The sequence below is a fragment of the Pirellulales bacterium genome, assembly GCA_019636345.1.
Classification (GTDB): Bacteria; Planctomycetota; Planctomycetia; order Pirellulales; family Lacipirellulaceae.
The window spans coordinates 469689-494814 of the sequence record JAHBXQ010000001.1 but is presented as its reverse complement, the minus strand read 5'-3'; the positions used below and the strand labels follow the sequence as shown (position 1 = coordinate 494814).

The window sequence follows — 25126 nt, the reverse complement described above, 5'->3', positions numbered from 1 at the left end:
CTGATCGAGCGGGTCCCCTCGCGCGTTTGCGAGTTGGCTTCCCAACCTCGACTCCAAGGCCCACAATATGTCGACTTGCCCGCCCGTCGTACTTCCCTCCCTTCCCGCCTCGTTCACCGCCCTTGCCGCCGCGGACAGCCTCATGGACGCCTTTCCCTTGTCGCAGGATCACGTTCGGTGGGCCCGGACGAAAATCGTCGCCACGGTCGGGCCCGCTTCGAGCGAGCCGGAGCAACTGGCCGAGTTGATTCGCGCCGGGGCCGACGTGTTTCGCGTCAACATGGCCCACGGCGGCCCTGACAAGCAGCAGGGTTACGTCGACCGTATCCGCCAGGTGAGCCGCGATCTGAACGTGCCGGTGGCGATCCTGGTCGATCTGGCCGGGCCGAAGTTTCGGCTGGGAGAGATCCCGGGGGAGAGCGTCTTCTGCCGGCGGGGGGAAGAATTCTTTTTCGTCGCCGGCGAGTCGCAAGCCCCCAACGAGCTCACCTCGGGCTATGAACCGCTGCTGCGCGAGTTGTCGCCCGGCGACGTCGTGATGCTGGCCGACGGGACGGTGAGCATGCGGGTCGAGACGGTCAAGCCCGAGCGGGTGTCGATGCGGGTGCTCAACCAGGGGACGGTCCGCAGTCGGCAGGGGATCAACCTGCCGGGGGTCAAACTGAGCGCCCCGGCGATCAGCGTCGAGGACCACCAACACGCGTTGTGGGCGGCCAAGGCGGGGGCGGACTTCGTGTCGCTCAGCTTCGTCCGCTCGCCGGACGAGGTGCGGACGCTCAAGGACATCGTCCGCTCGACCGGGTCGAAGGCGGGAGTCATCGCCAAGATTGAAAAGCAGGAAGCCCTGCAGCGGCTGTCGGAGATCGTGCGCGAGGCGGACGGCATCATGGTGGCCCGCGGCGATTTGGGGGTCGAGATCGACGTCGCGAGGATGCCGATCGAGCAGAAGCGGGTCATCAAGACCTGCCAGGAGTTCCACAAGCCGGTGATCATCGCCACGCAGATGCTGGACAGCATGCACGACTCGCCGCGGCCGACCCGGGCCGAGGCGACCGACGTGGCCAACGCGATTCTCGACGGCGCCGACGCCTGCATGCTGTCGGGCGAGACGGCGATCGGCAAGTATCCGCGCGAAGCGGTCGACATGATGAACCGGATCGCCCTGGCGACCGAGGAGACCATGAGGGGCCGCCCGCTTCGCAAGCTGGTCGAGGCGGACGACGGGCTCCACACGATCACGCGCGGCGTGGTGCGCGGGGCGGGGACGATCGCCCAGGTCGTGGGGGCCAAGCTGGTGGTGGTGGCCAGCCACTCGGGCCGCACGGCTTTGGCCCTGTCGCAACAGCGGAGCTTCGCCCCGACGATCGGAGTGAGCACGGTCGAATCGACGCTGCGGAAGATGTGCCTGTACTGGGGCGTGACCCCGCTGCGCGGGGCGCCGGCCACGAACGTCGAGCAACTGATCCGTCACATGGACGTGTGGGCCGCGGGCGCCGGGCTGACCAAGCCGGGCGACTCGATCGTGATCGTCGGCGGATCGCACCTGACCGCCGGCCCCGCCGACGAAGAACTGGCCGCGGGGGTGCACGACATTGTGATCGTGCATGAGGTCGAGGCGATGTCGGACTGAGGGGCTCCGCGGGCTTACGCCTTGCGGCTCGGGGTATGCGATTCGCGGCTTGAAGGATCGAGTTGCATGAATCTCGATTGATTCCCGCGCGGTGGTGACAACTCGCCGTCGATCGGAGACAATGGCAGGCGGAGCGGGGGGGCCGGTCGTGCGGCCTCCGCTCGGAACCCCGGTCAGGTCGAAGTCGGCGGCGCGCTCATCGAAGCGCGAGGAGATCGAGACATCGTCGGGCGCCGCAGCGCCCGGAGCAACCAGATGTCGAGCCCAGTGGTCTACGTGGTGGATGACGACGACGATTGCCGCAGGGCGCTCGGGTCGTTGCTGACGGCGATTGGGGTTGCGGTGCGCACTTTCTCAAGTCCCGGCGAGTTCCTAGAGCAGTTGCCGCACGATTCATGGGGCTGCCTGATTACGGACTTGCGGATGCCGCGCACCAGCGGGGTGGATTTGATTCGACGACTGCGGGCGATCGATTCCGAATTGCCCGTGATCCTTATCTCCGGCGTGTTTCACGGCAAGGATGCGGCCGAGGCCGAGGAACTGGGGGCGGTCGCGGTGCTGTCCAAGCCCTTCGGCGCGGCCCAGTTGAAGGAATCGCTCGATCGCGCGTTTCAGATGCTCGAGCAACGGCGGGCGGCGTCGCACTAGCGAGATGTCCCAAGACTCAAGAATGAGCGGCAGGCGCTCGCCCTCGCTGAAGTTCGATCGAGACCTTGGCGGCAATTCACCGGCGGCTCGCGCCGTCCGCTCATGGTCTTTGGGACACAGGCGTTCGCTTGCGTGCGGTTCGAGCGTCGTTGTCCTGTGAGGTTTTTTCCCCGTCGGGCCGCCGGCTTATGTTGCGATTGGCGCAATCCTGGAAGAAGTCGGCGGGACGGCAGGGCGCTCGTGCGGCGCGGACCGGCTCTGGGCTCAAGAGCAGCGACTCCCGCGGGGCGAGCGCTCGCGTCATGCGGCATGCAGCGGTTGCGATTCTCCTTGCTTGGCCGAGCGGACATGCCGCCGTCGCGGTCGAGCCCTTTCAGCCCGCGTACGTCGACCCGCTGAGCGAGCCGTGGCGGGTGCGCGTCTTTCCGGAACTGAGCGGTCTCGGGGCGAATTGCGTCTCGGAGGCCGCAGACGGAACCATGTGGTTCGGCGCCGTCGGGGGCGTCTGGAGCTACGACGGTTTCGATTGGGTTCATCACAGTGAACCGGACTGCCCCAATCAGGGCGACTCGGTCTGCGCCGGCCCCGGCGGAGAGGTGCTCGTCGCGATTGGCTCCTTCGTCTATCAATTCAAGAATAAACAGTGGACGCCGCTGTTTCCTCCCCATCCCGATCGGATCGACCTGACGTTCCGAAAGCTCGTCACGGCAAAGGACGGGACCGTTTGGGCGGCGACGTCGTCGGGGGCGCTGCGCTACGCCGACTCGACCTGGACCCTCTACACGACCGGCGAGATTGCCGCCCGCTTAGCGGCGAACCAACTCAAGTCGGTTCGCGTCGAGATCATTCCCGAAAAGGTCGTCCAAGCGCCGCGAACCAGCACGCTGCCGGCGGAGCGGCACGACTTCGAGGAAGTCTGCATCGATCCGCGCGGGCGCGTGTGGCTGGGAACCGCCGGTGGCGAGGTGTTGTGCTTCGACCGGTCCTCAGGAACGTGGTCGCTGTTCAACGAGACTGACGGACTGACCGTCGGGCGGCGGCCGGCGATTCTGGGGCTAAGCGACGGATCGACATGGGTCGCGTACGGGATCGATTCGGATGGCCTCAACATCTACGACGGCGAGTCGTGGCGAATCGAGTCGTTGGAGGGGTTCGGCGCCCCTGCGCGTTTCGGAAGTCCGATCGAAGCGAAGGACGGCACGGTCTGGCTGTCAGGGCACTACCGGATCGGAGTCTATCGCGACGGGCAGTGGACGACTTATGCGAAACCCGAGCATCCCGTTCCCTACGCGCTCAACTTCCTGCTGCAGTCGTCCGACGGGGCGCTGTGGATTGGCGGCTCGAACACCGAGATCGTTCGCATCGATTACCAGACGTCGCGATGGCTGACGATCGAGGACCTGAATTTCGGGTGGGAAAGTCCCGCGGGCGAGCAGTGGTTTCTCCATCGCAACGGACGAGTCGTCGTCAATCGCGACGACGACTGGACAAGCTACGGGCCCGAGGACGGCGTGATCAATGCGCCGACGGCCCTCATGGGAACACGGTCCGGCGAGGTTTGGGTCGCCGGAAGCCACGACTCGACGGCAGCGACGGCGCGGTTCGACGGAACCGCCTGGACGCGATTCGTTCACGACGAACTGTCCTGGGGCGTCGACCCGCGGGGGGTGCTTGAGGCGTCCGACGGCTCGCTCTGGTTCTCCGCGGCGGTCGACTCGAGCGCACACGAAAAATACTGCCACGGCATCCTGCAGTTCAAGAACGGCGTCTGGATCCACCATCACCAGGCGGAGCGGACGCCGACGACTGGCGTCACGGAGTTGTTGCCCAAGATCCCGCAACTTCCGGCCAAATTGAATCTGCTGGGGGAATCCCGGGACGGACGGATCTGGGCCGGCCGCAATCTGCTGATCGCCCGGGGGCCCGACGGGTGGGTTCGCATCCCGCCGACCGAGCCTGAAACGGGAGCGATTTTTTCAATGCTGTCCACGAGCCGGGGCGACCTGTGGATCGGGTCGCAACAGCACGGCGTACTGAGCTACGACGGAACGACCTGGACGAATCACCAAGGGGAACGCGGGTTGTCGGCCAACTCGGTGTTCAGTCTTGCCGAAACGGAGGACGGAGCGATCTGGGCGGCGACCGATCGGGGCTTCAGTCGCTTCGACGGCGATCTGTGGACCCCGACGTCGCTGCCGGCGCAGTTGACGCTTACCACGGACGGCGGCGGGCTGAAGGCGTCGGGCGCGGGGAGCGTCTGGATCAACCGCTGCAGCCGGGAGTGGAGTCTTCGCGCCTGGCCTCTGTGGGCCGAAGAAATGAAGGCGGCGACGATCGAGTATCAAACCACGCGTCGCCGCTTCCACGGGCCGGCTCCTCGGACGGCAATCGTCGCGGGGGACAAGACCGTGCAGCACCCGGGCAATCTCTCGGTCCTGTGGACAGGCGCGGCGGCGTGGAGCGACGGGCAAGGATCTCAAATGCAGTACTCCTACCGCCTCGACGATCAACCGTGGTCCCCCTTTACGCCCGACCGGGGGACCTCGTTCTTCTCGCTGCCGGCGGGGGCGCACCGTCTGGAGGTCCAGGCGCGCGACAAAGACTTCAACGTCGATCCCACGCCCGCGATCCTCGAGTTCGTCGTGACGCCGCCGGTGTGGCGGCAAAGCTGGTTCATGGGGATGATCGTGACGTTCGCCGGGCTCATCGCGGCTCAGAGCTATCGCGTGGTGCGCGAGCGCGGTCGGCTCCGACGGGCCAACACCGTGCTGGGCACGGAGATCGTTGAGCGCATCCGCACGCAGGAGGAGATCCGCGCCGCGAACGAACGCTACGCCGAGCAGGAGGCGGCGTTGACGTCGTTGACGCAAGCGTATGCGCTCCACCGGCCCGAGGCGACGGAGCTGATCCGTGACGCGGTCGAGATCGTCGCCCGAACCTTGCGGACAAGACTCGCCAGCGTGTGGGTCTACGGTTCGGACCAGCGGACTCTTGCGTGCCGCGAACGGTTCGATCAGACCGCCGACGCGCAAGCGACCGGAACGACGCTCGCGGCGGACGACTGCCCCGGCTTCTTCGCCCAGATCGCGACCGGCGCGTTGTTCAGCGTCGCGGCCGCCGCGGAGGACGAGCGGACGCGGGGGTTCGCCGCGGCACTGTTCGGCGACTCGGGCAAGGGGGCGATCCTGGCCGTGCCGATCCACGTGTCGGGGAGCGTCGCCGGCGTGCTGTGCGCCGAACACGTCGGATCGGCGCGGCAGTGGACGACCGACGAAGAAACGTTCGCGATCGCCGCGGCGAATATGATCTCGCTGTTGTTCGCCGAGGAGGCTCGCGGACAGGTCGAGGAGCGGCTCCGACAGTCGCAAAAGATGGAGGCCATCGGTCAGTTGGCGGGGGGAGTCGCTCACGACTTCAACAACATCCTGGCGGCCGTCATCATGCAGCTCGAAGTTCTGCGGATGCGCAAAGAAAATCCGGCTGAGGTGCTGGAAGGGTTGCAGGAAATCCAAAGCTCGGCCGAACGCGCAGCGGACCTGACCCGGCAACTGCTGCTGTTCGGAAGCAAACAGATGTTGAGGCCGCAAAAGTTGGACCTCAACGAATCGGTGCGGCAGATCGTGCGAATGCTTGAGCGACTCATCGGGGAGGACGTTGCGCTGCGGTTGCAACTCCACCCGGAGCCGTTGCCGGTGAAGGCCGACGCCGGCATGGTCGACCAAGTGCTCGTCAATCTGGCCGTCAACGCACGCGACGCCATGCCTGCGGGAGGAGAACTGACGATCGAGACGATCGAGGCGACGATCGGCGCCCCGCTCCCCGGTTATCAACCCGAAGTCGCCCCGGGACGATACGCGGGCGTCGTCGTCCGCGACGCGGGCGTCGGGATCCCCCCGGAGATCTTGCCCCGCATCCTCGACCCGTTCTTCACGACCAAGGAACCGGGCAAGGGGACGGGGCTCGGGCTCGCCACGGTGTTCGGCATCGTGAAGCACCATAACGGCTGTCTCAACGTGCAGAGCGAAGTCGGCGCGGGAACCACGATCACGATTCTGCTTCCCTACGCCGCCGACGCGCAAGGGAGCGAACGCGTCTCGTCGCAATCCGGCGCTGCGCCGCGCGGCCGGCGCGAGACCATATTGCTGGTCGAAGACGAAGGGGCCGTCCGGCGGCTCGCTCAGACGATTTTGGAGCAAGGCGGGTATCGCGTGCTCGCGACCGCCAGCGGCGTCGAAGCCCTCGAACTGTGGCGGACCAACTCCGAACCGATTGCCCTGTTGCTGACGGACCTAGTCATGCCGGGCGGGGTGAACGGGCTGGAAGTCGCGCGGCGGCTCCGCGAGGACGACCCCGGGATCAAGGTCCTGTATATGACCGGTTACAGCCCGGACGCCGCCGGCAAGGAATTGCGCCTCGGCGATCTGGAGAACGTGATCGCCAAGCCCTTCACCCAGGATGCGATCCTGCGCAAGATTCGGGAGTGTCTCGAGGGCTGACGGTTGCAGCCGGCAGTCACTTCGTCGTCGTGTGCGACGCCTTGCTCACCGCGTCGCTGTCGACGGGAAGCAGGCGTTCCTCGAACCGCGAAGCGAAGTGCATGCTGCTCGCCTGACCGGCGAAGCCGAGCACCCGGGTGTCGCCGCTGTGGCGTTGCTCGACGATCCGGCCCGCTTCCAGATCGAACCGCACTTTGCCGGTGGTGAGTCGATCGACAAGCTGCGACCGGACGAACGGGTCGACGGGGGTGAGGATGTTGTACTCGACGCTGATCGTGGCGACGCCGTTCTTGACCGCAACGAGCTTGCAGATTCGCCGGGTGCGGACGGCGATCTTGGCGCCCCCCTTGCGCTCGGCCGGGACGTCGTAGACGTTCGACCACCGCTCGCCCACGGCGATCGGCTGGGCGGGCAGCGGCAGCGTGATGGGCATGTCCTTGCTCGCCACGGGCTGGGGGTGCTTCTCCTCGCGGCTGACGACCTCGCCGCTGGGGGAGATCCGCACGACCGAGATCGGCACGTTCACGGCCGCGGCGACCCCTTCGAAACCTGGCGGGGGCGAGGAGTCCTTCGCACTGTCGTACGAGTGGCTCGGTCCGCCGGGAGTGTCGTTGGTCATGCGAACCGACTCGACGAGGTGAACGAACTCCATCTCGCCGTCGGGCAGGACGTCGGTCACTTTCCACGCCTTGGTCGACTCGCTGAGCGACTCGGTCTGTTGCGTCTTGCCGTCGATCGTGGTCCGGACGTTCGTGGCGTGTTCGACCTGGTAGCGAAGCACCTCGCCCATCTTGAACTTGTAAGCGAGGGCGTACTTCGTCTTGGCCGGGGTTGCGGCGCGAACCGACGAGGTCGACGCGACGATTGCGACCAAGGCGACCGTCAGAAGAATCCGGTGCGAGGCACGGTGGGCAAGAGTCATGAGAGCGCTTCCTTGCACGAACGGTGGAGCGCCGACGGCTGCGGCGATCGAAGGGGAGGGGAGATCGTAAGTTGAGATTCGGAGGCCGACGCCGCGACAGCTTGCCTACGGAGCGTCGGAGTCAGGACTTGGACGGCAGTTAAGATTCCGGCTCTTGCTTCCCGGTTGCGTCCGCAACAAACCTAGCGATTTGTCAGCTCGAGTTTTTTTAGGCTGCGTCAAAGCACTAGCGCTTTGTCAGCTCGAGTTTTTTTGGGCCGCGTCAACGACTTGCCTGTTTCGGCTCAATCGGTTCCCTTGGTCGGCAGGCGACCGCCCCAGCCAAGTTTTTCGCGGAGCGTGCGGTAGTAGCCGCGGCCTTCGACCTCGATCAACTGAAACTCCGCGTCGGCGCGTTGGATGCGAATGCGATCGGTCGGCAGCAGAGTGCACACGACGTCGCCGTCGACGACCAGCGAGGTCCCCGCGTGCGGTCGGGCGACCGCCAACTCGTACACGCGATCGGCCGCGTCGACGACCGGGCGGTTGGTGAGCGTGTGGGGACTGATCGGCGAGACGACGAACGCCTGCAAATCCTTCCGCAAGATCGGCCCGCCCGCCGACAGATTGTGAGCGGTCGATCCGACGGGGGTGCTGACGATCAAGCCGTCGCAACTATAGGTCGTGACCAATTCACCGTCAACGTAAAGCTGCACCTCGAGCATCGCGAACGGGGAGCCTGCTAGCACCGCAGCCTCATTGAGCCCGGTCCCTTCGTACCGCAAATCGTGCGCAGCCCAAGCGGGGCCGTCCTTGCGAACGTGCCAGCGGAACATCAGGTGCTTGACCAACCGGTACCGTCCCGAGACGACGCACTGCAGCGCGCTGTCGAGGTATTCGGGCCGTACGTCGGCGAGGAACCCCAATCGACCGAGATTGACCCCCAAGACGGGAATCTGTCGATCGCCCATGAGCCGGGCGGCGCGGAGCATCGAGCCGTCCCCGCCCAGCACGACGGCGACGTCGGCCCGGCACTCGGGAAGAACGCCGTCGAGGTCGGCGACCGCGGCGACCGTGTCGAGATACCGGTCGATGAGCGGCCGCAACTCGGCGGCTCGGCTGGCGAGTTCCGGACGGCTGGCGTCGGCCAACACGACCGCCCGCAACCGGTGCGACGGGCTGCTTGTTTCGATTGAGACGGGTTCGACGAAGCTCATGCCCCCCATGATACCACGCCCGAGATCAACGACCTACGCATGCGCGTCCGAAGCAGAAAACGCTGAGCAATTGGGGGCATTTCGGAGCCGCTGCAAGACAGCAGGAACTCTGCACGGCTCGTGCCGACGGCTTCGTTCGCAAGAGCGTTTGCTCTGCAACTGTTGCGACGGCTGCTATGATGGATTTCGGGGGGCGAGAACCGACGCGGCGACTGCCGCACCGACGGGCCGCGACGCCGCAAATCAGCACCGGGAACACGACGATGAAACGACGCGCAATCGAGGTTCTGCGGAGGATGCTCCTCGCGACCGTCGCGTGGGGGCTGGTCGCTTCGCCGAGGGCGTTGGCGCAGCAACGCGATCGCGTCGCCCCCGACCCGGCGGAATACACTCTGACGACGCGGGACGCCGTGCAGTTGCGCATCACCTATTTCCCCAGCGACGCCGGCGTCGACGCGACGACAGTCGTCTTGTTGCACGACCAGGGGGAGTCGCGAGCCGTGCTGCGCGAGCTGGCTCTCGCCCTGCAGACCCCGACCGACCCGCAGGCGCACCGCCGCGCGGTGGTCACGGTCGATCTCCGCGGCCACGGCGACAGCAAGACCGCTCTGGGCTACGACGATGCGCCGATTGAACTCGACGCGACCCAGTTTCGGCAGGAGGACTACGAAAACATGGTCGGGTTCGACATGGAGGCGATCCGCAGCTTCTTGGTCGAGCAAAACGACGGAAAGAAGCTCAATCTGAACAAGCTGTCGCTTGCGGGGTGCGGCATGGGCGCCACGATCGCCGCGATTTGGGCCGCCCAGGACTGGGCCACGCCCCCGCTGGCCGTCCGCAAACAGGGGCAGGACGTGAAGGCCCTTGCGCTGGTGTCGCCGGCGTGGAGCTACAAGGGACTCGCGCTGAACCTAGCCCTGCGGCAACCCGACGTGAGGCAGCGCGTCTCGCTGTTGCTGGCGTACGGCGACCAGTCGCGCGACGCGGCACGCGACGCCCGCAACATCTTGAGGAACGTCGAGAAGTTTCACCCCGCGCCGCCGGCCGACGAGGGAGTCACGCGCAAGACCCTGTTCGTGTACGAGTACCCGACGACGCTGCAAGGGACGGCGCTGGTCACCAAGTCGGAGTTCGCGCTCGCCCCGAAGCTCGACGAATTCCTCGCTCTGCGCGTCGACCGGATCGACTTTCCCTGGGTCGGCCGCAAGGTGAAGTGAGCGACCTGGAAGCGGACTTCGTCGCTCCGAGTCCCACGGCGGTCAGGGCGCGTGTCGCGGGGGGAGTTGCAGTTCGGCTCCGAGCGGCAGCAGATACGGGTTCGTGAGGACGTCGCGGTTGAGATCGAAGATCTCGAGGGCCCGGCGCTCGTCTCCCAGCCGGCGAGCCGCGATCCGCTCGAGCGTGTCGCCGTTGTGGATCACGTAGATCTCCGGCTCGGCGACGGGGGCCGAGGATGCGGCCCCCAGTCCGGCCGTCTGGTACACGACCCCCTCGGGAACCAGCGGAGCGGCGACGCCAGTCGGACCGAGCCGGGGGGCGCCGTCCGGTTCGGCAAACGCCTGTGGGTCGGTCGCGGAAGGATCAAGCCCGACGATCGTCGGCATGGTGACGGGCGAGGCGGCTGCGATCGGCGCCGCGACGAGACGGTCGTCGTCCGCAGCGGGAGTCGGCAGAGCGGGAGAGGCGACGGGGCGCTGCTCCCACGCGCTCACGGCCTCGATCGGCCCGACGACGGACGGTTCGGGGGCCGAGCGGCGAAAGGGGAGGGCGGCCGCCGTTCCGACGGCCAGGACCGCCAGGGCGGACGCGATGCGACGTTGACGGCTCATGCGGACCACGAAGGGGACGAAGTTCCGACGAGCGGAGACCGAGGGAGATCCTCTTCCGCGTCATCGTCCGCCAACAGGGAGCTTCGCGAGCCAATTTCGCCCAGAACTGCGCCGCAGACGCCGCGGCAGGACAAACTGCGCGCGTCGCGCGACCCGCGCCGGCGGCGGCGACCCGTGCGAACGTGCCGGACGTACCGGTTGGGGAAACCGACCTGGGAAGCCCGCGTCAGGTCCCGCTCACGGGTTGCGGCAGCTTGGCGCCGTGGGCCTTGTCGCTCATCCACAGCAGGGTCGGCGCCGCCACGTGGATCGAGCTGTACGTACCGACGACGATGCCGATCAGCAACGCGAAGGCGAATCCGTGAATCCCGTCGCCGCCGATGAAGTACAGCACAATCACCGTCAACAACGTCGTGCCCGAGGTCAACAGCGTGCGACTCAAGGTCTGGTTGACGCTGGCGTTGATCATGTCGCGAGTCAGACGGGGGCTCTTTCCCTTGACTTCGCGAATGCGGTCGAACACGACGATCGTGTCGTTCAGCGAGTAGCCGATGAGGGTCAAAATTGCCGCGACCATCGGCAGGCTGATCTGGAACTTTTCCAGCTGAAGCAGGCTGGCCAAGGCGGGGACGCCGTCGACGACGTAGGCCGACAGGGCGACGATCCCCAGCGTGATGATCACGTCGTGCAGCAGGGCGACCACCGCGGCCAAGCCGTAGATGACGCCGTTGAAGCGGTACCAGATGTAGCCGATGATGCCTGCCAGCGAGATGACGATCGCCGCGATGGCGTCGCCGGCGAGCTTGCCCGCCACGCGCCCGCCGATCTTGCTGGCCAGCGGAAAGACCGGGTGGCCGTTGATTGTCGATTCCAGTTTGGCGATCACCTCCTGGGCCTCCGCCTCGGGCAGCGCGAGCTGCACGTCCCAGGTGACATGCCGCCGCTTGCTGGTCGGGGCGTAGTTCGGTTCGGGGCTCGACAGCCGATAGGCGGCCCCGGTCTTCTTGGTCGCTTCGAGCGCGTCTTGGACCAGCTTGTCGAGCGCGTCGTAACCGATCCCGTCGTCGCTCGAATCGTCCTCGCCCAGGCTGAACTTCAACGTCGCTTGCGTGCCGTTGACGAATGCGTCGTTGTCGTCGTCGTCGGCGTCGGCGTCGGCCGTTGCGGCGGCTGCGCTCTCGGCGGCGGGCTGGTCCGCAGGTGCGGCCGAGTCGGCCTCCTCCTCGGCCGGCTGAGTCGCTTCGCCGACTTCGTCGGCATCGTCGGCATCCTCCGCAGGGGCGGCCTCCGCCGCCGATTCTTCCTCTTCGGCGGTCGCGACCGACTCGTCGCCGTCGTCCTGCAACAGCGACACCAGCGCGAACGGTCCCGCCGGCACGCCCCACAGCCGAGGCGCCCCGTTGCGCGGCATCGTGGCGGAAATCGGCTGGAGCTTCTCTCGTTCGACGTGATAGGTCTTCAACTTCCCTGCGAACGCCTCGGTCAGCAGCAGTTCGACTGCAGCGACGTCCTCGTTGACGGACGTCACCGTGTAGCGGGTCTGCGTGTCTCCGACCTCGACGAGCGTCAGATTCTGCTTGCCCAGGTCAGTTTTCTCCTCGATCGTCTTTTTGACCTCGGCGAACGACATTGGCTCCTCGAACACCATCGTCACCGAACTGCCGCCGGTGAAGTCGATGTTCAAAATGTCGCGTCCGCGGGAGAACAGGCCGAACAATCCGAGGGCGACAAGCAACAGCGAGGCCGTGACGCAGAACCGCTGCAATCCCATGAAGTCGATCCGCGTTCCGCCTACCAGCCGGGCCATCGTCAGCTTCTTGAGGTAGCCGGTCTTTTCGGCGACGTCGAAGACGATTCGCGACATGAACACTGCGGTGAACATGCTCATCAGGATGCCCAAAATGAGCGTGACGCCGAAGCCTTTCACGTTGTCGGGGGCGATCTTGTAAATGACGATGGCCGTGATCAGCGTCGTGACGCTGGCGTCGACGATGGTCGACATGGCCCGCGCGAAGCCGTTGCGGATGGCCATCCGCAGGGCCGTGCCGCGGTCGAGTTCCTCGCGGATTCGCTCGAACACCAGCACGTTGGCGTCGACCGACATGCCGACGGTGAGCACCAAGCCCGCCAGCCCCGGCAGGGTGAAGGCGCCCTTGATCAGCACCATGCAGCCGAGGATCAACAGCACGTTGGCCGCCAGCGCCATGCAAGCCACGAGACCGGCGAACCGGTAGTAGAACACCATGAACGCCAACACCGCGGCCAGCGACACGGCGATCGCCTTGCGCCCCTTTTCAACCGTTTGCTTGCCGATCGTGGGGCTGATCTGCTCGCGGCTGATAGGGTCCTTGTCGAGCGCCGCCGGCAAGCTGCCGGCCTGCAGGATGCCGACGATCTCCTCGACCTCCTTCTGGGTCATGTTGCCTTCGATGATCCCCTGGTCCGTGATCTTGCTGTTGATGCTCGGGGCGTTCAGCAGCCGATTGTCCAACAAGATGCCCAGGCGGTACTTCTCGCCCGAGGGGTCGGGCAAGTTGGCCGCAGTCAACTCGCCGAACGCGAACGACCCGGCCGTGTTGAACGAGAAGTTGACCGCCGGCTTGCCAAGCTGGTCGGCGCCGACCGAGGCCGACTTGAGATGCTGGTCGCCTTTCACGTCCTGACCGTCGTTGGTCAACACCAGCATCTGCGGCTCCGTGGCCCCGACGCGGCGCACCAGCGACGCGTCGTCGCCGATCTGCGCTTCGTCGTAGCCGACCCAGCGGGCCACAGACGTGCCGTCGTCGAGCCGGACGATGTTGGCGCCCTTGGGGAGCTTCTCGGCCAGTTCAATGATCGAACGATGCTTCGAGAACTTTCGCGAGGCGACAATCCGGAATTCGAGCGCCCCGGCGGTGTAGATGCTCCGCTCGATGCTCTCTAGTTCCTCGGGGCTCGCTTTGGGGATGATGATCTCGATTTGCCCCTCGCCGTAGCTGCGGATCGAGACTTCCTTCGTGCCGGTCGGGTCGACGCGCTTGGCAAGCTGGGTCACCAGGGCGTCGACGAGCTCCTGCTGGCTCCGTTTGGGAGCGTTCGCTTGTCGGTCGTCCCCCCCCGCCTCCTTGTCCGCGGCCGCTTGCTGATCAATTTGGTAAATCAGCGTGATGCCGCCGCTGAGGTCGGGACCGAGCTTGATTTCGCCCCGCGAGACGACCACCGCCGCGGCCGCCAACGTGCCGATCGCCACGGCGAACTTCCAGCCATGGTCAGGCATCCGCAGGCGCTTGCCGAGCCAATTGCCGATGAAAGCCGGCGCGATGAAGATCGCCAGCACGATCCCCAGATTGAGCAGCCCCTGTTGCGAGATCCCCTCGGCGGCCGCAGGATCGGCCGCAACCGCCTCCTCGCCGGCTTCCTGAGCGAACGCCGCGGTCGTCGCCGCCATGGTCAGCGCCGCGACCCCGACCGCCGCCGTCCGCGTCCGCAGTCCCGTCGCCAGATTCCGCCAGTCAACGCGCCTGTCCATCGAACTTCCACCTGCGAATTGTTATTTGCTCTCGCCGCGAGGCGAGGCGTCGTGGTTTGATCGCCGTGTCGCCGACGCGAACGGCCGCTTGGTTTGGCTCTGCTTTTCTGAAGTCCGCCTGTCTCGAAGTTCCGCTCTGCTTCGGCTACGCTCCCTTGCCGTCCTTCTTGTCGTCGTCGACGACCACGCGCGACACGGCCGAGAGGTTGACGCGCAGCTTGGCGCCGGTCGATTCATCGACGCGGATCGTCACCTGATCGCTGTTCCGCTGGACGTTGGTCACGACGCCGTGAATCCCGCCGATCGTGACGACACGATCGTTCTCCTTGAGTTCCCCGAGCATGCTTCGGCGCTGCTGCTCCTCGCGCTGCTTGGGGCGCAGCATGATGAAATAGAACGCCAGAAAAATCGCGACCAGCACCCAGGGGCTGAACAGCGCCGGCGGTTGCTCGACAGCGGCTCCCCCTGCCGCGTCAGCGGCGCCCTCGGCCTCGGCGGCGAGCAGAAACAGCGAGTTCAACGAACGGGCAAATGGCATGGCGTCAGCTCCGCCGGCGCCGCTGATCGGGCGGTCCGCAAGCAGGAGTTGTCAAGGATTCGTGGCGTCGTTCGGCCTCGCGACCGCCCGGTGCGGGCGAGGCCAGGGAAGGCGAACGAACAAAAACGGCCCGACGCGCCACCACGCTGCCGGGCCTCACGCCGAACAACAATCGGCGTATCTTAAATCCTGACGCCATAAGGGACAAGGGCGGGAGAACGAAGGCGAACAGGGGAGGGGGGAGGCGGCCTGCTCAGTCAGTCCTGCCGCCTGTCCCGTGACGCCTGCCCCCTTGTTTCTGCCAGCCGCGGAGCTTCTCCTCGCGGAACTCGGCGTAGGCGTCGGCTTCGATCGCCGCGCGGGCCTCGGCCATCAGCCGCTGGTAGTAGGTGAGGTTGTGGATCGAGGCGAGGATCGGGCCCAGCATCTCGCCCGCCTGAAACAGGTGCCGCAAGTACCCGCGGCTGCGCTGGCAAGCTGGGCAAGGGCACCCCGGCTCGATGGGCGACGGGTCGCGCTCGTGGACCAAGTTCCGCAGTCGCAACGGACCGGCGTCGGTGAAGACCAACGCGTTGCGACCGTTGCGCGTCGGCATGACGCAATCGAACAGGTCGATCCCCCGAGCAACCCCCTCGACCAGATCCTCCGGCCGGCCGACCCCCATCAGGTATCGGGGCCGGTCCGCGGGAAGAACCGGGGTCGTCTCGTCGAGGATCGCGTACATGTCCTCCGGGGGCTCGCCGACGCTCAGCCCGCCGACGGCGTAACCGGGAAAGTCGAGTTCGACCAGGGCCGCCGCACAGCGGCGTCGCAGTAGCGGGTCGAGCCCCCCCTGAACGATGCCAAACTGGGCCTGATCGCCCCGGGTCGCCGCCCGTCGGCAGCGTTCGGCCCAGCGAACGCTTCGCCAGGTCGCCTCCTCGACCGCCGCGGCCGAGTTGGGAAGGGCCACGACGTGGTCAAACGCCATCGCCACGTCGCTCCCCAGGGCTTCCTGGATCGCGATCGATCGCTCCGGGCTCAGTTCGACGAGGCTCCCGTCGATGTGCGAGCGGAACGTGACTCCCTGCTCGGTGACCACCGACCGTTCGGCGAGGCTGAACACCTGGAACCCGCCGCTGTCGGTGAGAATCGGCCCCGTCCACCCCATGAAGGCATGCAACCCGCCGAGTTCGGCAACGGTCTGTTCGCCGGGCCGGAGGGCGAGGTGGTAGGTGTTTCCCAGCACCATCTGGGCGCCCGTCTCGCGGAGCCGCCCGACGTCGACCCCCTTCACCGTGCCGAGCGTCCCGACCGGCATGAACGCCGGCGTCTGGACCTCGCCGTGCGGCGTATGAAACGTCCCTCGCCGCGCACCGGGAGCGCTCGTGCCGTGCAACTCGAAGCGGAAGAGCGCGGCGGTCACAAGTCAGGTCTTCCTCGCGCAAAGGCGCGCTGGGGCGCAAAGAAACGCAACGCCAAGACGCCCGGTCCGGCGGAAGCCACCTCAGCGACCATGCCGCGGTCAGCGAGCTGCGAAAGGGCGGCGTGCAAGCTGAATTTTCATTACGCCTTCGCGCGAGTTCCTCCGGGGGGAGACCCGGGGGCAATTCAGGCCGGGCTCAGTCGCCGCGGAGCTTAAGGCCGTGGGTCGTGAGCTTCTCGCGGACTTCGTTGAGGCTGGTGACCCCGAAATTCTTGCATTCCAGCAGGTCGTCCCCCGTGCGGCGGACCAATTCGCCGATCGTGGTCAGTCCCAAGCGGACCATGCACTTGCGGGCCCGGACCGAGAGATTGAGCTCCGCGATCGGACGATCGAGCAGGGCCCGCTCGTCGTCGCTCATGGAGGTCGCCTCGTAGACCGGCTCTTCCTGCCACTTGTTGGCGGCGAACTGGCCCAGTTCGAGCCCCTTCGAGGAGAGCATCTCGCGGATTTCGACGAGCGACGTCTCGCCGAAATTCTTGCTGGACAGCAGTTCCTGCTCGGTCGTCTCGGTGAGATCGCCGAGGGTCATGATGCCCATCTTCTGCAGGCAATTGCGGCTGCGGACCGACAATTCGAAGTCGGTGACCGGCACGCTGAGGATCTGCGACAGCCGATCCTGCCGGCGACGAGCTTCCTCGTCGTAGTACATGTCGCGCGAGGCGTCGGCGTCCTTGAAGTACAGCCGGGCCCGTTCGTGCGACGGATACGAATCGAGAATGCGGTTGTAGCACTGCTTGGCTCGCTCGTACTGCTCTTGGTCCTCGTAGAGCACGCCCAGGTTCAGCAGCGTGCCGACGTGGGCGGGGAACTGCTTGGCGGCCCGCTCGTAGAGTTGAATCGCCTCGCGGTCGTTGCCGTGACGGTCGTTTTCCATGGCGAGCCCGAACAGGGCGCCGGAGTGGCTGCCGTCGGCGTCGATCGCCCGCTCCAGCAGGGCGACCACCTCGGACCGGTTCCCCCCCAAGGCCGAGACAGTGGCCGAGCGCTGGTACAGGTACTCGGCCGTCTGCTCGACGGCGCCCGACAGCTTGTCGAGCGTAGCGAGCGACCCCTGGGGATCGCCGTTGTAGCGCTGGGCCTCGGCCCGGGCCAGGGCGACGTCGTCCTTGTTATAGCCCGCCTTCTCGGCCGATTCGTACGCGGCCAGCGCGTCGCCGTAACGGTCGAGCGACAAGTGGCTCTTGCCCAGGTAGAAGTGGGTGAGGGCCCCGCCATCGGCGGCCTTCAGCGTGTTGACCGCGTCGGAATAGCGCCCCAGCAAATACTGGCAGACCCCCAGCCGGGCCGACGCCGCGGGAGACCGACCCTCCTGCCGCTCCAGTTCGCCGACCGACTCGCGGAGGATCCGCAGGTTGGTCGGATCGGCCGACAGGGCGGAGCGGATCAGCTTGATTTCGTTCGGCCCGAACGTGCTGTTGGAGACGACGATCTGCTTCAGGTCGACTTCGGCTGCCTGCAACATCAGTATCCCTTTTGTGATCTCGAACAACGCCCGGAGAGATTCGCGACCGGGGCGGGGTCGCGCCAGGGTCCTCGCGGGCTCGCAGTACGCCGGCTGGCCGGCGGTCGCCTGACGGCCGTCGCGCCCTGCGACAAAGGCGCCCAGGAAAAGCCAGCGGTCGGAGTCGAACCGACAACCCCCGCATTACGAATGCGGTGCTCTGCCAATTGAAGCTACGCTGGCGGAGCCCGGAGGGCCCAAGGCGAGCCAAACCGGGATAGCCCGGCAACTTACAACATTTTCCAGGGGTCGGCAATGCCCCCGCGCGGGCGGTCGCCGCGCTGCTTGCGCGAGCCCCCGCGGTTTACCGGCGGTCGCCACGATTTCGCTGCTGATTCCCTCGGTTCTCGCCGTTACGCCCCTCGCCGCCGCGGGACTGGCCCTGGCCTTGGGCTCCCTGGGACGACGGCTTCCCCCCAGGCCACGGCTGCGACAGCGCCTGCGCCAGGGCCGACTTGAGCGCCGCCGAGGTCACGTTACCCCGCACCTCGACGACCTCGACCGTCGACTCGGGGTTCGCCCGCTCGTCGAGCTGAACGACGATTTCGCGGATGCTCGTCCAGACCTGCTCCTCGGCTGAGATGATCAGCGTGTTGGAGATCTCGTCGACGCCGATCGACAGGGCGCCCTCGAAGGCCATCTTCACGGGGGCCGACTTCTTGTCTTTGTCGTCGCTGTCGCCCCCGCCGTAGAAGCGATAGTAGGTTTCGTTGCGGGTCGTCCGCTGGCCGTCGCGACCGCCGTTGGCGAACTCCTTGTCCTTCGAGCTCAACAGGTCGCGATAGACCTCCTTGAGAGCCGTGGCGATGTCCTGCGCCCGGGAGTAGCGAATCGGAATCGCCTCGGTGCGGCGCGAGGCGACGGCGTCCTCGCCCACGGGCTCGTCGTAGATCTTGATCAGCTTCTCGATGACCGCCAATTGCGACTTGCTGGCCCCCTGGACCAGAATCGTATTGGTGTCGATGTCCCAAATGAACTGCAGCGGTCGCCGTCGGCCGAGGGTCGCCGGGCCGGCCGCCTTGTCGCGGGAGCCGCGGTAGTCGCCCCAATAGTCGTAGATCGGCTCTTTCTGGCCCTTGAGCTCTTCGGCGAAGTAGTCCTTGAGATTGAGATACACGTAGTAGACGTCGGCATGGCTCAGTCGGAACACGGCGAACTCGTCCTGCGGCGGCTGCAATTCCGCCATCAGTTCTTCGAGTTGGTCGAGCGCGGCCGGGTCGGCGGAGCTGAGCACGAGCCGGCCGTCAGGAGTGACGGTGAGCGTGATCGGCGGAGCGGTCGCCCCCGCCGCGGCCTCTTCGTCGACCGGGGCTGCGACGAAATGCGCCCGCAGCGAACCTCTGCGTTCGATGCGGGTGACCTTGTCCTCGGTTTGGGGCGCGGGGGCCCGCGGCTCTTCCGCCGGGGCGTCTTGCTTCGAGTCGAGGCCGTTGATGATCAGCGGGTTCTTGCCCTGCCATGATTTTTGCAGTTGTTCGAGCAGCCGAGCCGTCTCCTCCGGGCTCTGGGCCTCGTACACGCGCAACCGATCGCCGCCGACGCCGGGAGTCGGCACGACCCCCAGTTTGGTCAGCAGGGCCATGACCTCTTCGTACTCTGCTTCGGTCGCCCACAGCAGCAATCGGTTCTGCTCCACGTCCGGCTGAATGCGGAAGTCCCCTTCCTGAGTCTCTTCCTCCTGCGGCCCGCCCCAGCCGTAGAACATGTACGAGCGCTGGCGATTGTTCTGGTTGTCGGGCTTCTTCTCGCCCACCATGAGCGCTTGGATCGTGCCTGCGACCTGATCGGCGGCCGAACGACGACTGAGCGGAATGACGTGCAGCCCCCGGCCGCTGCCGTCCAGCTTGTCGATCATCCGCTGGATGCTCTCGTGATCGCGGGCCGTGGCGTAGGCGAAGATCGTTTTCGATTTGGCGTCGGTCTGCAGTTGCGTGAGCGGATCAAGGCTGCCGATCTCTTTGAGCGCGTTGACGATCGCGTCGGGGCCGGTCGTCACGGTGCGGTATTTTCGCATTTCCATCGCCCCGGCCGCGGCGAAGTCGCCGTCTCCCGAGGGAACGTCAAGTTCGGCCACCGTGCGTTCGATGATCGCCATCTGCTCGGGGGGAGCGTTGACCAGCAGCGCGTTGCGCCGTTTGTCGACCGCAATGTGGACCGGGGGACTGTCCTTCGACAGCATCTTGCTGACGTCGGCGCCGCGCTGCTGCATCTGCATCATCATCTGCATCCGCTGCTGTTCGAGCTGCACCTCCTGCGGTCCTTTGCGCGCCGCAGGGTCCATTCCCAGCACCACCATGACTTGGTCGGCAATCCAATCGGCCCGTTGATACCGAATCATGAACGGCCGAGGTCGCACGTCTTCCTTGATCGCCATCTGCTCGCCGTACAGCAGGTCGCGGACGTCGCGCAAATTAACCACCGCGTCGATCACCATCAGTTGCTTCGAGGCCAACAGCGGCACGACCCTGGCGTTGGGGCTCAGCAGGATCTTGACGTCCTCTTTGGCCTTTTCCGCTTCCATCGTCGCGGGAAGGACGAACCGCGCCCGCACGAACTCATGCGGGGGGTAGTCTTCGAGGCTGTCGGGATCGACCTGCGGAATCAGGCTCGGGTCGAGCTTGTCGATCTTCACGGCCGAGAGGATCTCTCCCTTGACCAGCAGCGTATAGCCCCGGGCCATCAGGTGACGATTCAAAAGATCACGCGTCTCATCGAGCGTGTAGCTGCGCGTCGTGGTCAGGTTGAGATAGTCGCCGGGCAGTTCGGTCCAGTCGAAGCTGTAGTTCGCCACGTCGGCGTACCATTGCAGCACGTCCTTCCACGGCTGGCCGTGAAAGCTAAACCGGACGCGGCCCTGTTCGTCGGGGGCGATCTTCAGTTCCGCGGGGTCGGCCTTGGTCTCGGGCTTGTCGGGACGCTTCACCGTGCTGGCTTCGCCGCCGGAGCTTTCGGGTTTCTTCCCCTCATCGGCCTTCTGCTCGCCTGGCTTGGATTCCTTGGGCTTGTCGACCGGCGGGCCGCCCGGTTGCGGCCGGCCCATCATCTCCATGGCGCGACGCTGGGCCGCGGCGGGGTCCTTTTTGGCCAGTTCCTCAAGCTCCTTCATTTGCTCCGGCGACAACGGCGAGGCTGCGGGCATAGCCACAGGTTGCTGCGCCGCTGCGATCTGCGAGGTCAGGCGACACGCGCCGCCGACCGCCGCCAGAACAACCGCCGACAAGGCCGCCCAGCGGCCGCAAGAGACGAAGCGTGGCATTGCAAGCTATCCCGAGAAAGGGGGGCGCCGATCCTGTTCCAAGGGAGCGAGTGCGGCGCACCGCCCCCCCAGACCCCCAGTGTAGACGAACCGCTCCCCGGGGCCAAAAGATCCTTGCCTGCCCCCCGCCGCGAGGGTATCCGGGGCGACACAACCAGGGCGTCGACCCTGGAGCCGGCCAACGGCCCCCCCGACCGTTTCATCAGATCCCGCTTACAGGGCGGCGATGACCGCCCCGACGAACTCGTCGGTCCCGGCCGAGCCTCCCAGGTCGCCGGTGACGGTGCGCCCGGCGCCGATGACTTGGCCGACGGCGCGCTCAATCCGATCGGCCGCAGCCTTCTCGCCCAGAAACCGCAGCATGAGCACCCCGCTGAGGATCAGCGCCGTCGGGTTGGCGATCCCGCGGCCGGCGATGTCGGGGGCCGTGCCGTGGACCGCCTCGAACACGGCGATCCCCTCGCCGACATTGGCGCTGGGGGTCACTCCCAACCCGCCCACGAGCCCGCTGCAGAGATCCGACAGGATGTCGCCGAACAAGTTCTCCATCACCATCAGGTCAAACGACTGGGGGTTGCTGACGAGCTTCATCGCCGCGGCGTCGACGATGCAATCGTCGAACTCGATCTCGGGGTACTCCCCGGCGATCTTCTGGCAGCACTCCAGGAACAATCCGTCGCTCAGCTTGAGGATATTCGCCTTATGGATGCAGGTCACGCGGCGCCGGCCTTGCCGGCGGGCGACGTCGAACGCGAACCGAGCGATCCGCTCCGACGCGACGCGGGTGATGATTCGCTGACTCTCGACGACCCCGGGGACGACCTCGTGCTCGAGCCCGCTGTAGAGCCCCTCGGTGTTCTCGCGCACGACGATCAGGTCGACGTCGCTGAACCGCGTGAGGATCCCGGGCATCGATCGGGCGGGGCGGTAGTTGGCGAACAGATTGAGCTTCTGTCGCAACGCGACGTTCACGCTGCGGAAGCCGCCCCCTTTGGCCGTGGCGGTGGGACCCTTGAGCGTCGCATCGACCGCGCGGACCCCGTCGATCGTCTCCGCGGGGAGCGGATCGCCAAGTTGCTCGTACGCCGTCTGCCCAGCGGCGAGCTCCGTCCAGGCGAGATCAAGACCGACGGCGTCAAGGACGCATCGCGCCGCAGCGCACACTTCAGGACCAATGCCGTCGCCAGGGATGAGCGCGAGGGAGTAAGGCATGACGGGGGCTCCAAGCGGGGGGAGAGGGGCGGGAAGGGGAGGGGGGGCGCAAGCGGGAGGGCAATTGACGGCGACTGCGCTGTCGCCGCGATTCTTTGCCGCCAGTTTAACGCCTCGCCCGCGGAGCCCCGACTGTTTTCCCGCTAATCTCTGGCCGACGGCGGCACCGTCAGCACCGACGCCCCGCCAGCCGTCACGGAAATCGCCAGAAACCCCTCCTGCGGCGGCGTCGCCAACGCCGGGGCCAAGTACGGGAACACCTCGGGGATCTCGCGCCGAGCCTCGGCGAAGCTCACCACGCGGGCGAACGTCGTGGTTTCCTCCGGCGACTCGCGCGCGAATTCCTGTTCGGCGATCGCCGCTTCGACCGCCTCGTCGCCGACCCACGCCCGGGCGATCTCGCCGCCGATCTCGTCCTCGCAATCCACGAGCACGACCACGGGGGTCGGCACGTTGCGTTGGATCGCCTCGTCGTATTCGGCGAACACCAAGGGGAGACAGCTCTCAAGGAGCGCTTGCTGCGACTCGAGCGCCGCTTCCAATTCGTGCTGGTCGTCGTCCATGCCGAGCAGTATCGACCGGGCGGACGAAAGAATCCATAGCCTGTGCGCGAACAACGCTCGTGGAGCGACTCATGTCAGGAGCAGGCGCACAAAAAAAGCAGCCCGGCCGTCTCGAGGACGACCGGGCTGCCGTCGTTGGTTGCTTTGAGTCCAGATGCGCGTCGGAATTGCACGCCGACCAAGCCGTCAGGCGGTCGTCGGCATACGGCATGTCCGCCGCAGCAGGCGCTCAGAAGCAGGTGGTGGCGTCCGCCATTGGACACCCGCCGGTGATCAACGGTTTGCACCACCAATCTGGCGTATCTCACAAAGGTTCAACGGACCACCTCCTTCCTTACGGGGTTTCAGCGGCTTGGGGCGTCGCTGCCAGAGGACGCTTCAAGCGGCCAGGATTGCCCGTCGTGCTGCGTACTGCACGACCTACGGCTGCATTATAATCACGGCCCGGCGAAGTCGAGCAAGATCGATTGAGAATTTTGATTTCGCCGAAAAGTACGCCGTCGAATACCACGACAGACGCGCTGCCAGCGTCAAGGTTCGCGCCGCAGAGCGTTAAATCGAAAACACGTGCTCCAGGGCTCCTGTCGATCGACTCGCTGCGAACCTCGCGCTGGCGGGGAACGTCATCGCGGGACGATCGCGTTGCCGCGACCGCCAACCTGCTTACCTCCGACCTCTCCCCCCTCCCCATGAACCGTCGCCAATTGCAGAAGCTCGGCGTCCCGCCGCAATGCGCGGCCGCGGCGATTGATGCGCTCCGCGCCGCGGCCTGCGAGGGTCTGGGGTTTGGGCTCAAAGGGAAACGAGCCAAGGAGCTCGTCCAGCAAGTCGTCGCGGCGCCGGCGACGTATCTGCACGACCCGATCTGGGGAGGACTCGCCCGCGAGCTGAGCGGGCGCGCGGCCCTGCCGGTGCATGAACCGCCGACCTACCAAACTTGGGGCGACGAGATCGACCCCGCTGCGCACCAGCAAATGCGGGACGCCTGCCGCGTCCCGAAGGCCGTCGGGGCAGCGCTCATGCCCGACGCTCATGTCGGCTACGGCTTGCCGATCGGCGGGGTGCTCGCCTGCGAGAATGCGGTCATCCCCTACGCCGTCGGGGTCGACATCGCCTGCCGGATGAAGCTCTCGGTCCTCGACGCGTCCGTCGAGCGACTCGAAACGCGCCGCGAGCCGTTCCGCACCGCCTTGGAGCGCGGCACGCGGTTCGGCGTCGGCGTCGAGCATCGCCCGCCGCAGGATCATCCAGTCATGGACGCCGACTGGAACGTTTCGCGGATCACCCGCGATAGGAAAGACACGGCCCGGAAGCAACTCGGCACGAGCGGCTCGGGGAACCACTTCGTCGAGTTCGGCGTGCTGACGCTCGCTGAGCGGGACCAGCAACTGGGGCTCGACGCGGGGCGATATGTCGCGCTGCTGTCGCACAGCGGCAGTCGCGGCGCGGGGGCGGCCGTCTGCAGCACCTACTCGGCGATCGCTCAGCAGAAACTCCCTCGCGAGTACAAGGACCTGGGCCGGTTGGCGTGGCTCGACCTCGATTCCCAGGCCGGGCAGGAATATTGGGCCGCGATGAACCTCATGGGAGAGTACGCCGCGGCGAATCACGCGGTCATCCACCGGCTGGTCGCAAGCTTGTTGGGGGCGGCGATCGTCGCGGGGGTCGAAAATCATCACAACTTCGCGTGGCTCGAGCGGCACGGCGATCGGCCCCTAGTGGTCCACCGCAAAGGCGCCACCCCTGCCGCGGCCGGCGTCCTGGGGGTCGTTCCCGGTTCGATGGCCGACCCCGCGTTCGTCGTCCGGGGGCGCGGCTCGGCGGCCAGCTTCGACTCGGCCTCTCACGGCGCGGGGCGCTGCATGTCGCGCACGCAGGCGAACAACACCTTCCGCATCGGACACGTGAAGAAGGAGTTGGCCGAGCGGGGGATCGAGGTCCTCTCGGCCGGCAGCGACGAGGTTCCCGGGGTCTACAAAGACATCCGCCGGGTCATGGCGGCACAGGCCGACTTGGTCGAGATCGTCGCCCAGTTCGATCCGCGGATCGTCAAAATGTGCGGCGACGGCAGCCGGGCCGAAGATTGAGCGGGATGGTTGAGGTACGATCTTTGATCGGCAGCGACGACCCGCCTTTCCTCTTGATCGCCAATCGAGCATCACCCGCCTAACATCCCCGTATGGACGACGAAGCCAGTTACGTCTGCGATCATTGCGGCGAAGAGATCATCGTGCCGATCGATCTTTCGGCGGGCGAGGAGCAGTCGTACGTCGAGGACTGCCCCGTGTGTTGCAGCCCGAACGTGCTCCACGTCGCGGTCGACGAAGACGGCCGAGTCAGCGTGTGGAGCGAAGGGGAGTGA

General features: G+C 66.3%; 16 protein-coding genes and 1 tRNA gene. 6 read left to right on the top strand and 11 right to left on the bottom strand.

Translation table 11 applies throughout. The features are described from left to right. Positions 1-142: 142 nt before the first annotated feature. From pyk to KF688_01830, 3 genes are all read left to right on the top strand, one after another. Entirely contained in the window at positions 143-1630 is a 1488-nt protein-coding gene (gene pyk, locus KF688_01840; protein ID MBX3424397.1) for a pyruvate kinase, read from the top strand. A 255-nt stretch (positions 1631-1885) separates the two neighbouring features. Further along, the gene (locus KF688_01835) at positions 1886-2278 is read left to right on the top strand and encodes a response regulator (GenBank protein MBX3424396.1); all 393 of its coding nucleotides are present in this window, start codon (positions 1886-1888) and stop codon (positions 2276-2278) included. Between the two features lie 302 nt (positions 2279-2580). Further along, on the top strand, positions 2581-6774 hold the full coding sequence (locus KF688_01830; GenBank protein MBX3424395.1) for a response regulator: 4194 nt from the start codon (positions 2581-2583) through the stop codon (positions 6772-6774). Positions 6775-6790: 16 nt separating this feature from the next. On the opposite strand, the gene KF688_01825 is transcribed toward KF688_01830, so the two are convergent. Continuing rightward, the gene (locus tag KF688_01825; protein ID MBX3424394.1) at positions 6791-7696 is read right to left on the bottom strand and encodes a hypothetical protein; all 906 of its coding nucleotides are present in this window, start codon (positions 7694-7696) and stop codon (positions 6791-6793) included. 284 nt (positions 7697-7980) lie between these two features. After that, positions 7981-8892: an NAD(+)/NADH kinase gene (locus tag KF688_01820; GenBank protein ID MBX3424393.1), complete on the bottom strand. Its 912-nt coding sequence runs from the start codon at positions 8890-8892 to the stop codon at positions 7981-7983. 263 nt (positions 8893-9155) lie between these two features. Between KF688_01820 and KF688_01815 the strand changes: the two genes are divergently transcribed. Then, complete coding sequence (locus KF688_01815) at positions 9156-10109, top strand: alpha/beta fold hydrolase (GenBank protein ID MBX3424392.1); 954 nt, start codon at positions 9156-9158, stop codon at positions 10107-10109. 42 nt (positions 10110-10151) lie between these two features. Here KF688_01815 and KF688_01810 read toward each other — a convergent pair whose 3' ends face one another. The 9 genes from KF688_01810 to KF688_01770 form a co-directional block, all read right to left on the bottom strand. Further along, on the bottom strand, positions 10152-10721 hold the full coding sequence (locus KF688_01810; GenBank protein MBX3424391.1) for a hypothetical protein: 570 nt from the start codon (positions 10719-10721) through the stop codon (positions 10152-10154). A gap of 226 nt (positions 10722-10947) precedes the next feature. Further along, positions 10948-14229, bottom strand: coding sequence for a protein translocase subunit SecD (secD, locus tag KF688_01805; GenBank protein MBX3424390.1), 3282 nt, complete (start codon positions 14227-14229; stop codon positions 10948-10950). A 145-nt stretch (positions 14230-14374) separates the two neighbouring features. After that, a complete protein-coding gene (gene yajC / locus KF688_01800) occupies positions 14375-14767 on the bottom strand; it encodes a preprotein translocase subunit YajC (GenBank protein MBX3424389.1) in 393 nt (130 codons plus the stop codon). Positions 14768-15020: 253 nt separating this feature from the next. Next, a complete protein-coding gene (tgt, locus tag KF688_01795; GenBank protein ID MBX3424388.1) occupies positions 15021-16172 on the bottom strand; it encodes a tRNA guanosine(34) transglycosylase Tgt in 1152 nt (383 codons plus the stop codon). A 196-nt stretch (positions 16173-16368) separates the two neighbouring features. Continuing rightward, on the bottom strand, positions 16369-17694 hold the full coding sequence (locus KF688_01790) for a tetratricopeptide repeat protein (protein MBX3424387.1): 1326 nt from the start codon (positions 17692-17694) through the stop codon (positions 16369-16371). 148 nt (positions 17695-17842) lie between these two features. Continuing rightward, a tRNA-Thr gene (locus KF688_01785) sits at positions 17843-17916 on the bottom strand. A 121-nt stretch (positions 17917-18037) separates the two neighbouring features. Further along, a complete protein-coding gene (locus tag KF688_01780) occupies positions 18038-20989 on the bottom strand; it encodes a hypothetical protein (protein MBX3424386.1) in 2952 nt (983 codons plus the stop codon). 213 nt (positions 20990-21202) lie between these two features. Beyond that, positions 21203-22201, bottom strand: coding sequence for an isocitrate/isopropylmalate dehydrogenase family protein (locus KF688_01775; GenBank protein MBX3424385.1), 999 nt, complete (start codon positions 22199-22201; stop codon positions 21203-21205). Positions 22202-22344: 143 nt separating this feature from the next. Then, positions 22345-22764, bottom strand: a complete 420-nt coding sequence (locus KF688_01770; GenBank protein MBX3424384.1) for a hypothetical protein — start codon at positions 22762-22764, stop codon at positions 22345-22347. A 689-nt stretch (positions 22765-23453) separates the two neighbouring features. Between KF688_01770 and KF688_01765 the strand changes: the two genes are divergently transcribed. Beyond that, positions 23454-24851 carry an RtcB family protein gene (locus KF688_01765; protein MBX3424383.1) on the top strand — a complete coding sequence of 466 codons (1398 nt, stop codon included), beginning with the start codon at positions 23454-23456 and terminating at the stop codon, positions 24849-24851. Between the two features lie 92 nt (positions 24852-24943). Next, positions 24944-25126 carry a CPXCG motif-containing cysteine-rich protein gene (locus KF688_01760; protein ID MBX3424382.1) on the top strand — a complete coding sequence of 61 codons (183 nt, stop codon included), beginning with the start codon at positions 24944-24946 and terminating at the stop codon, positions 25124-25126.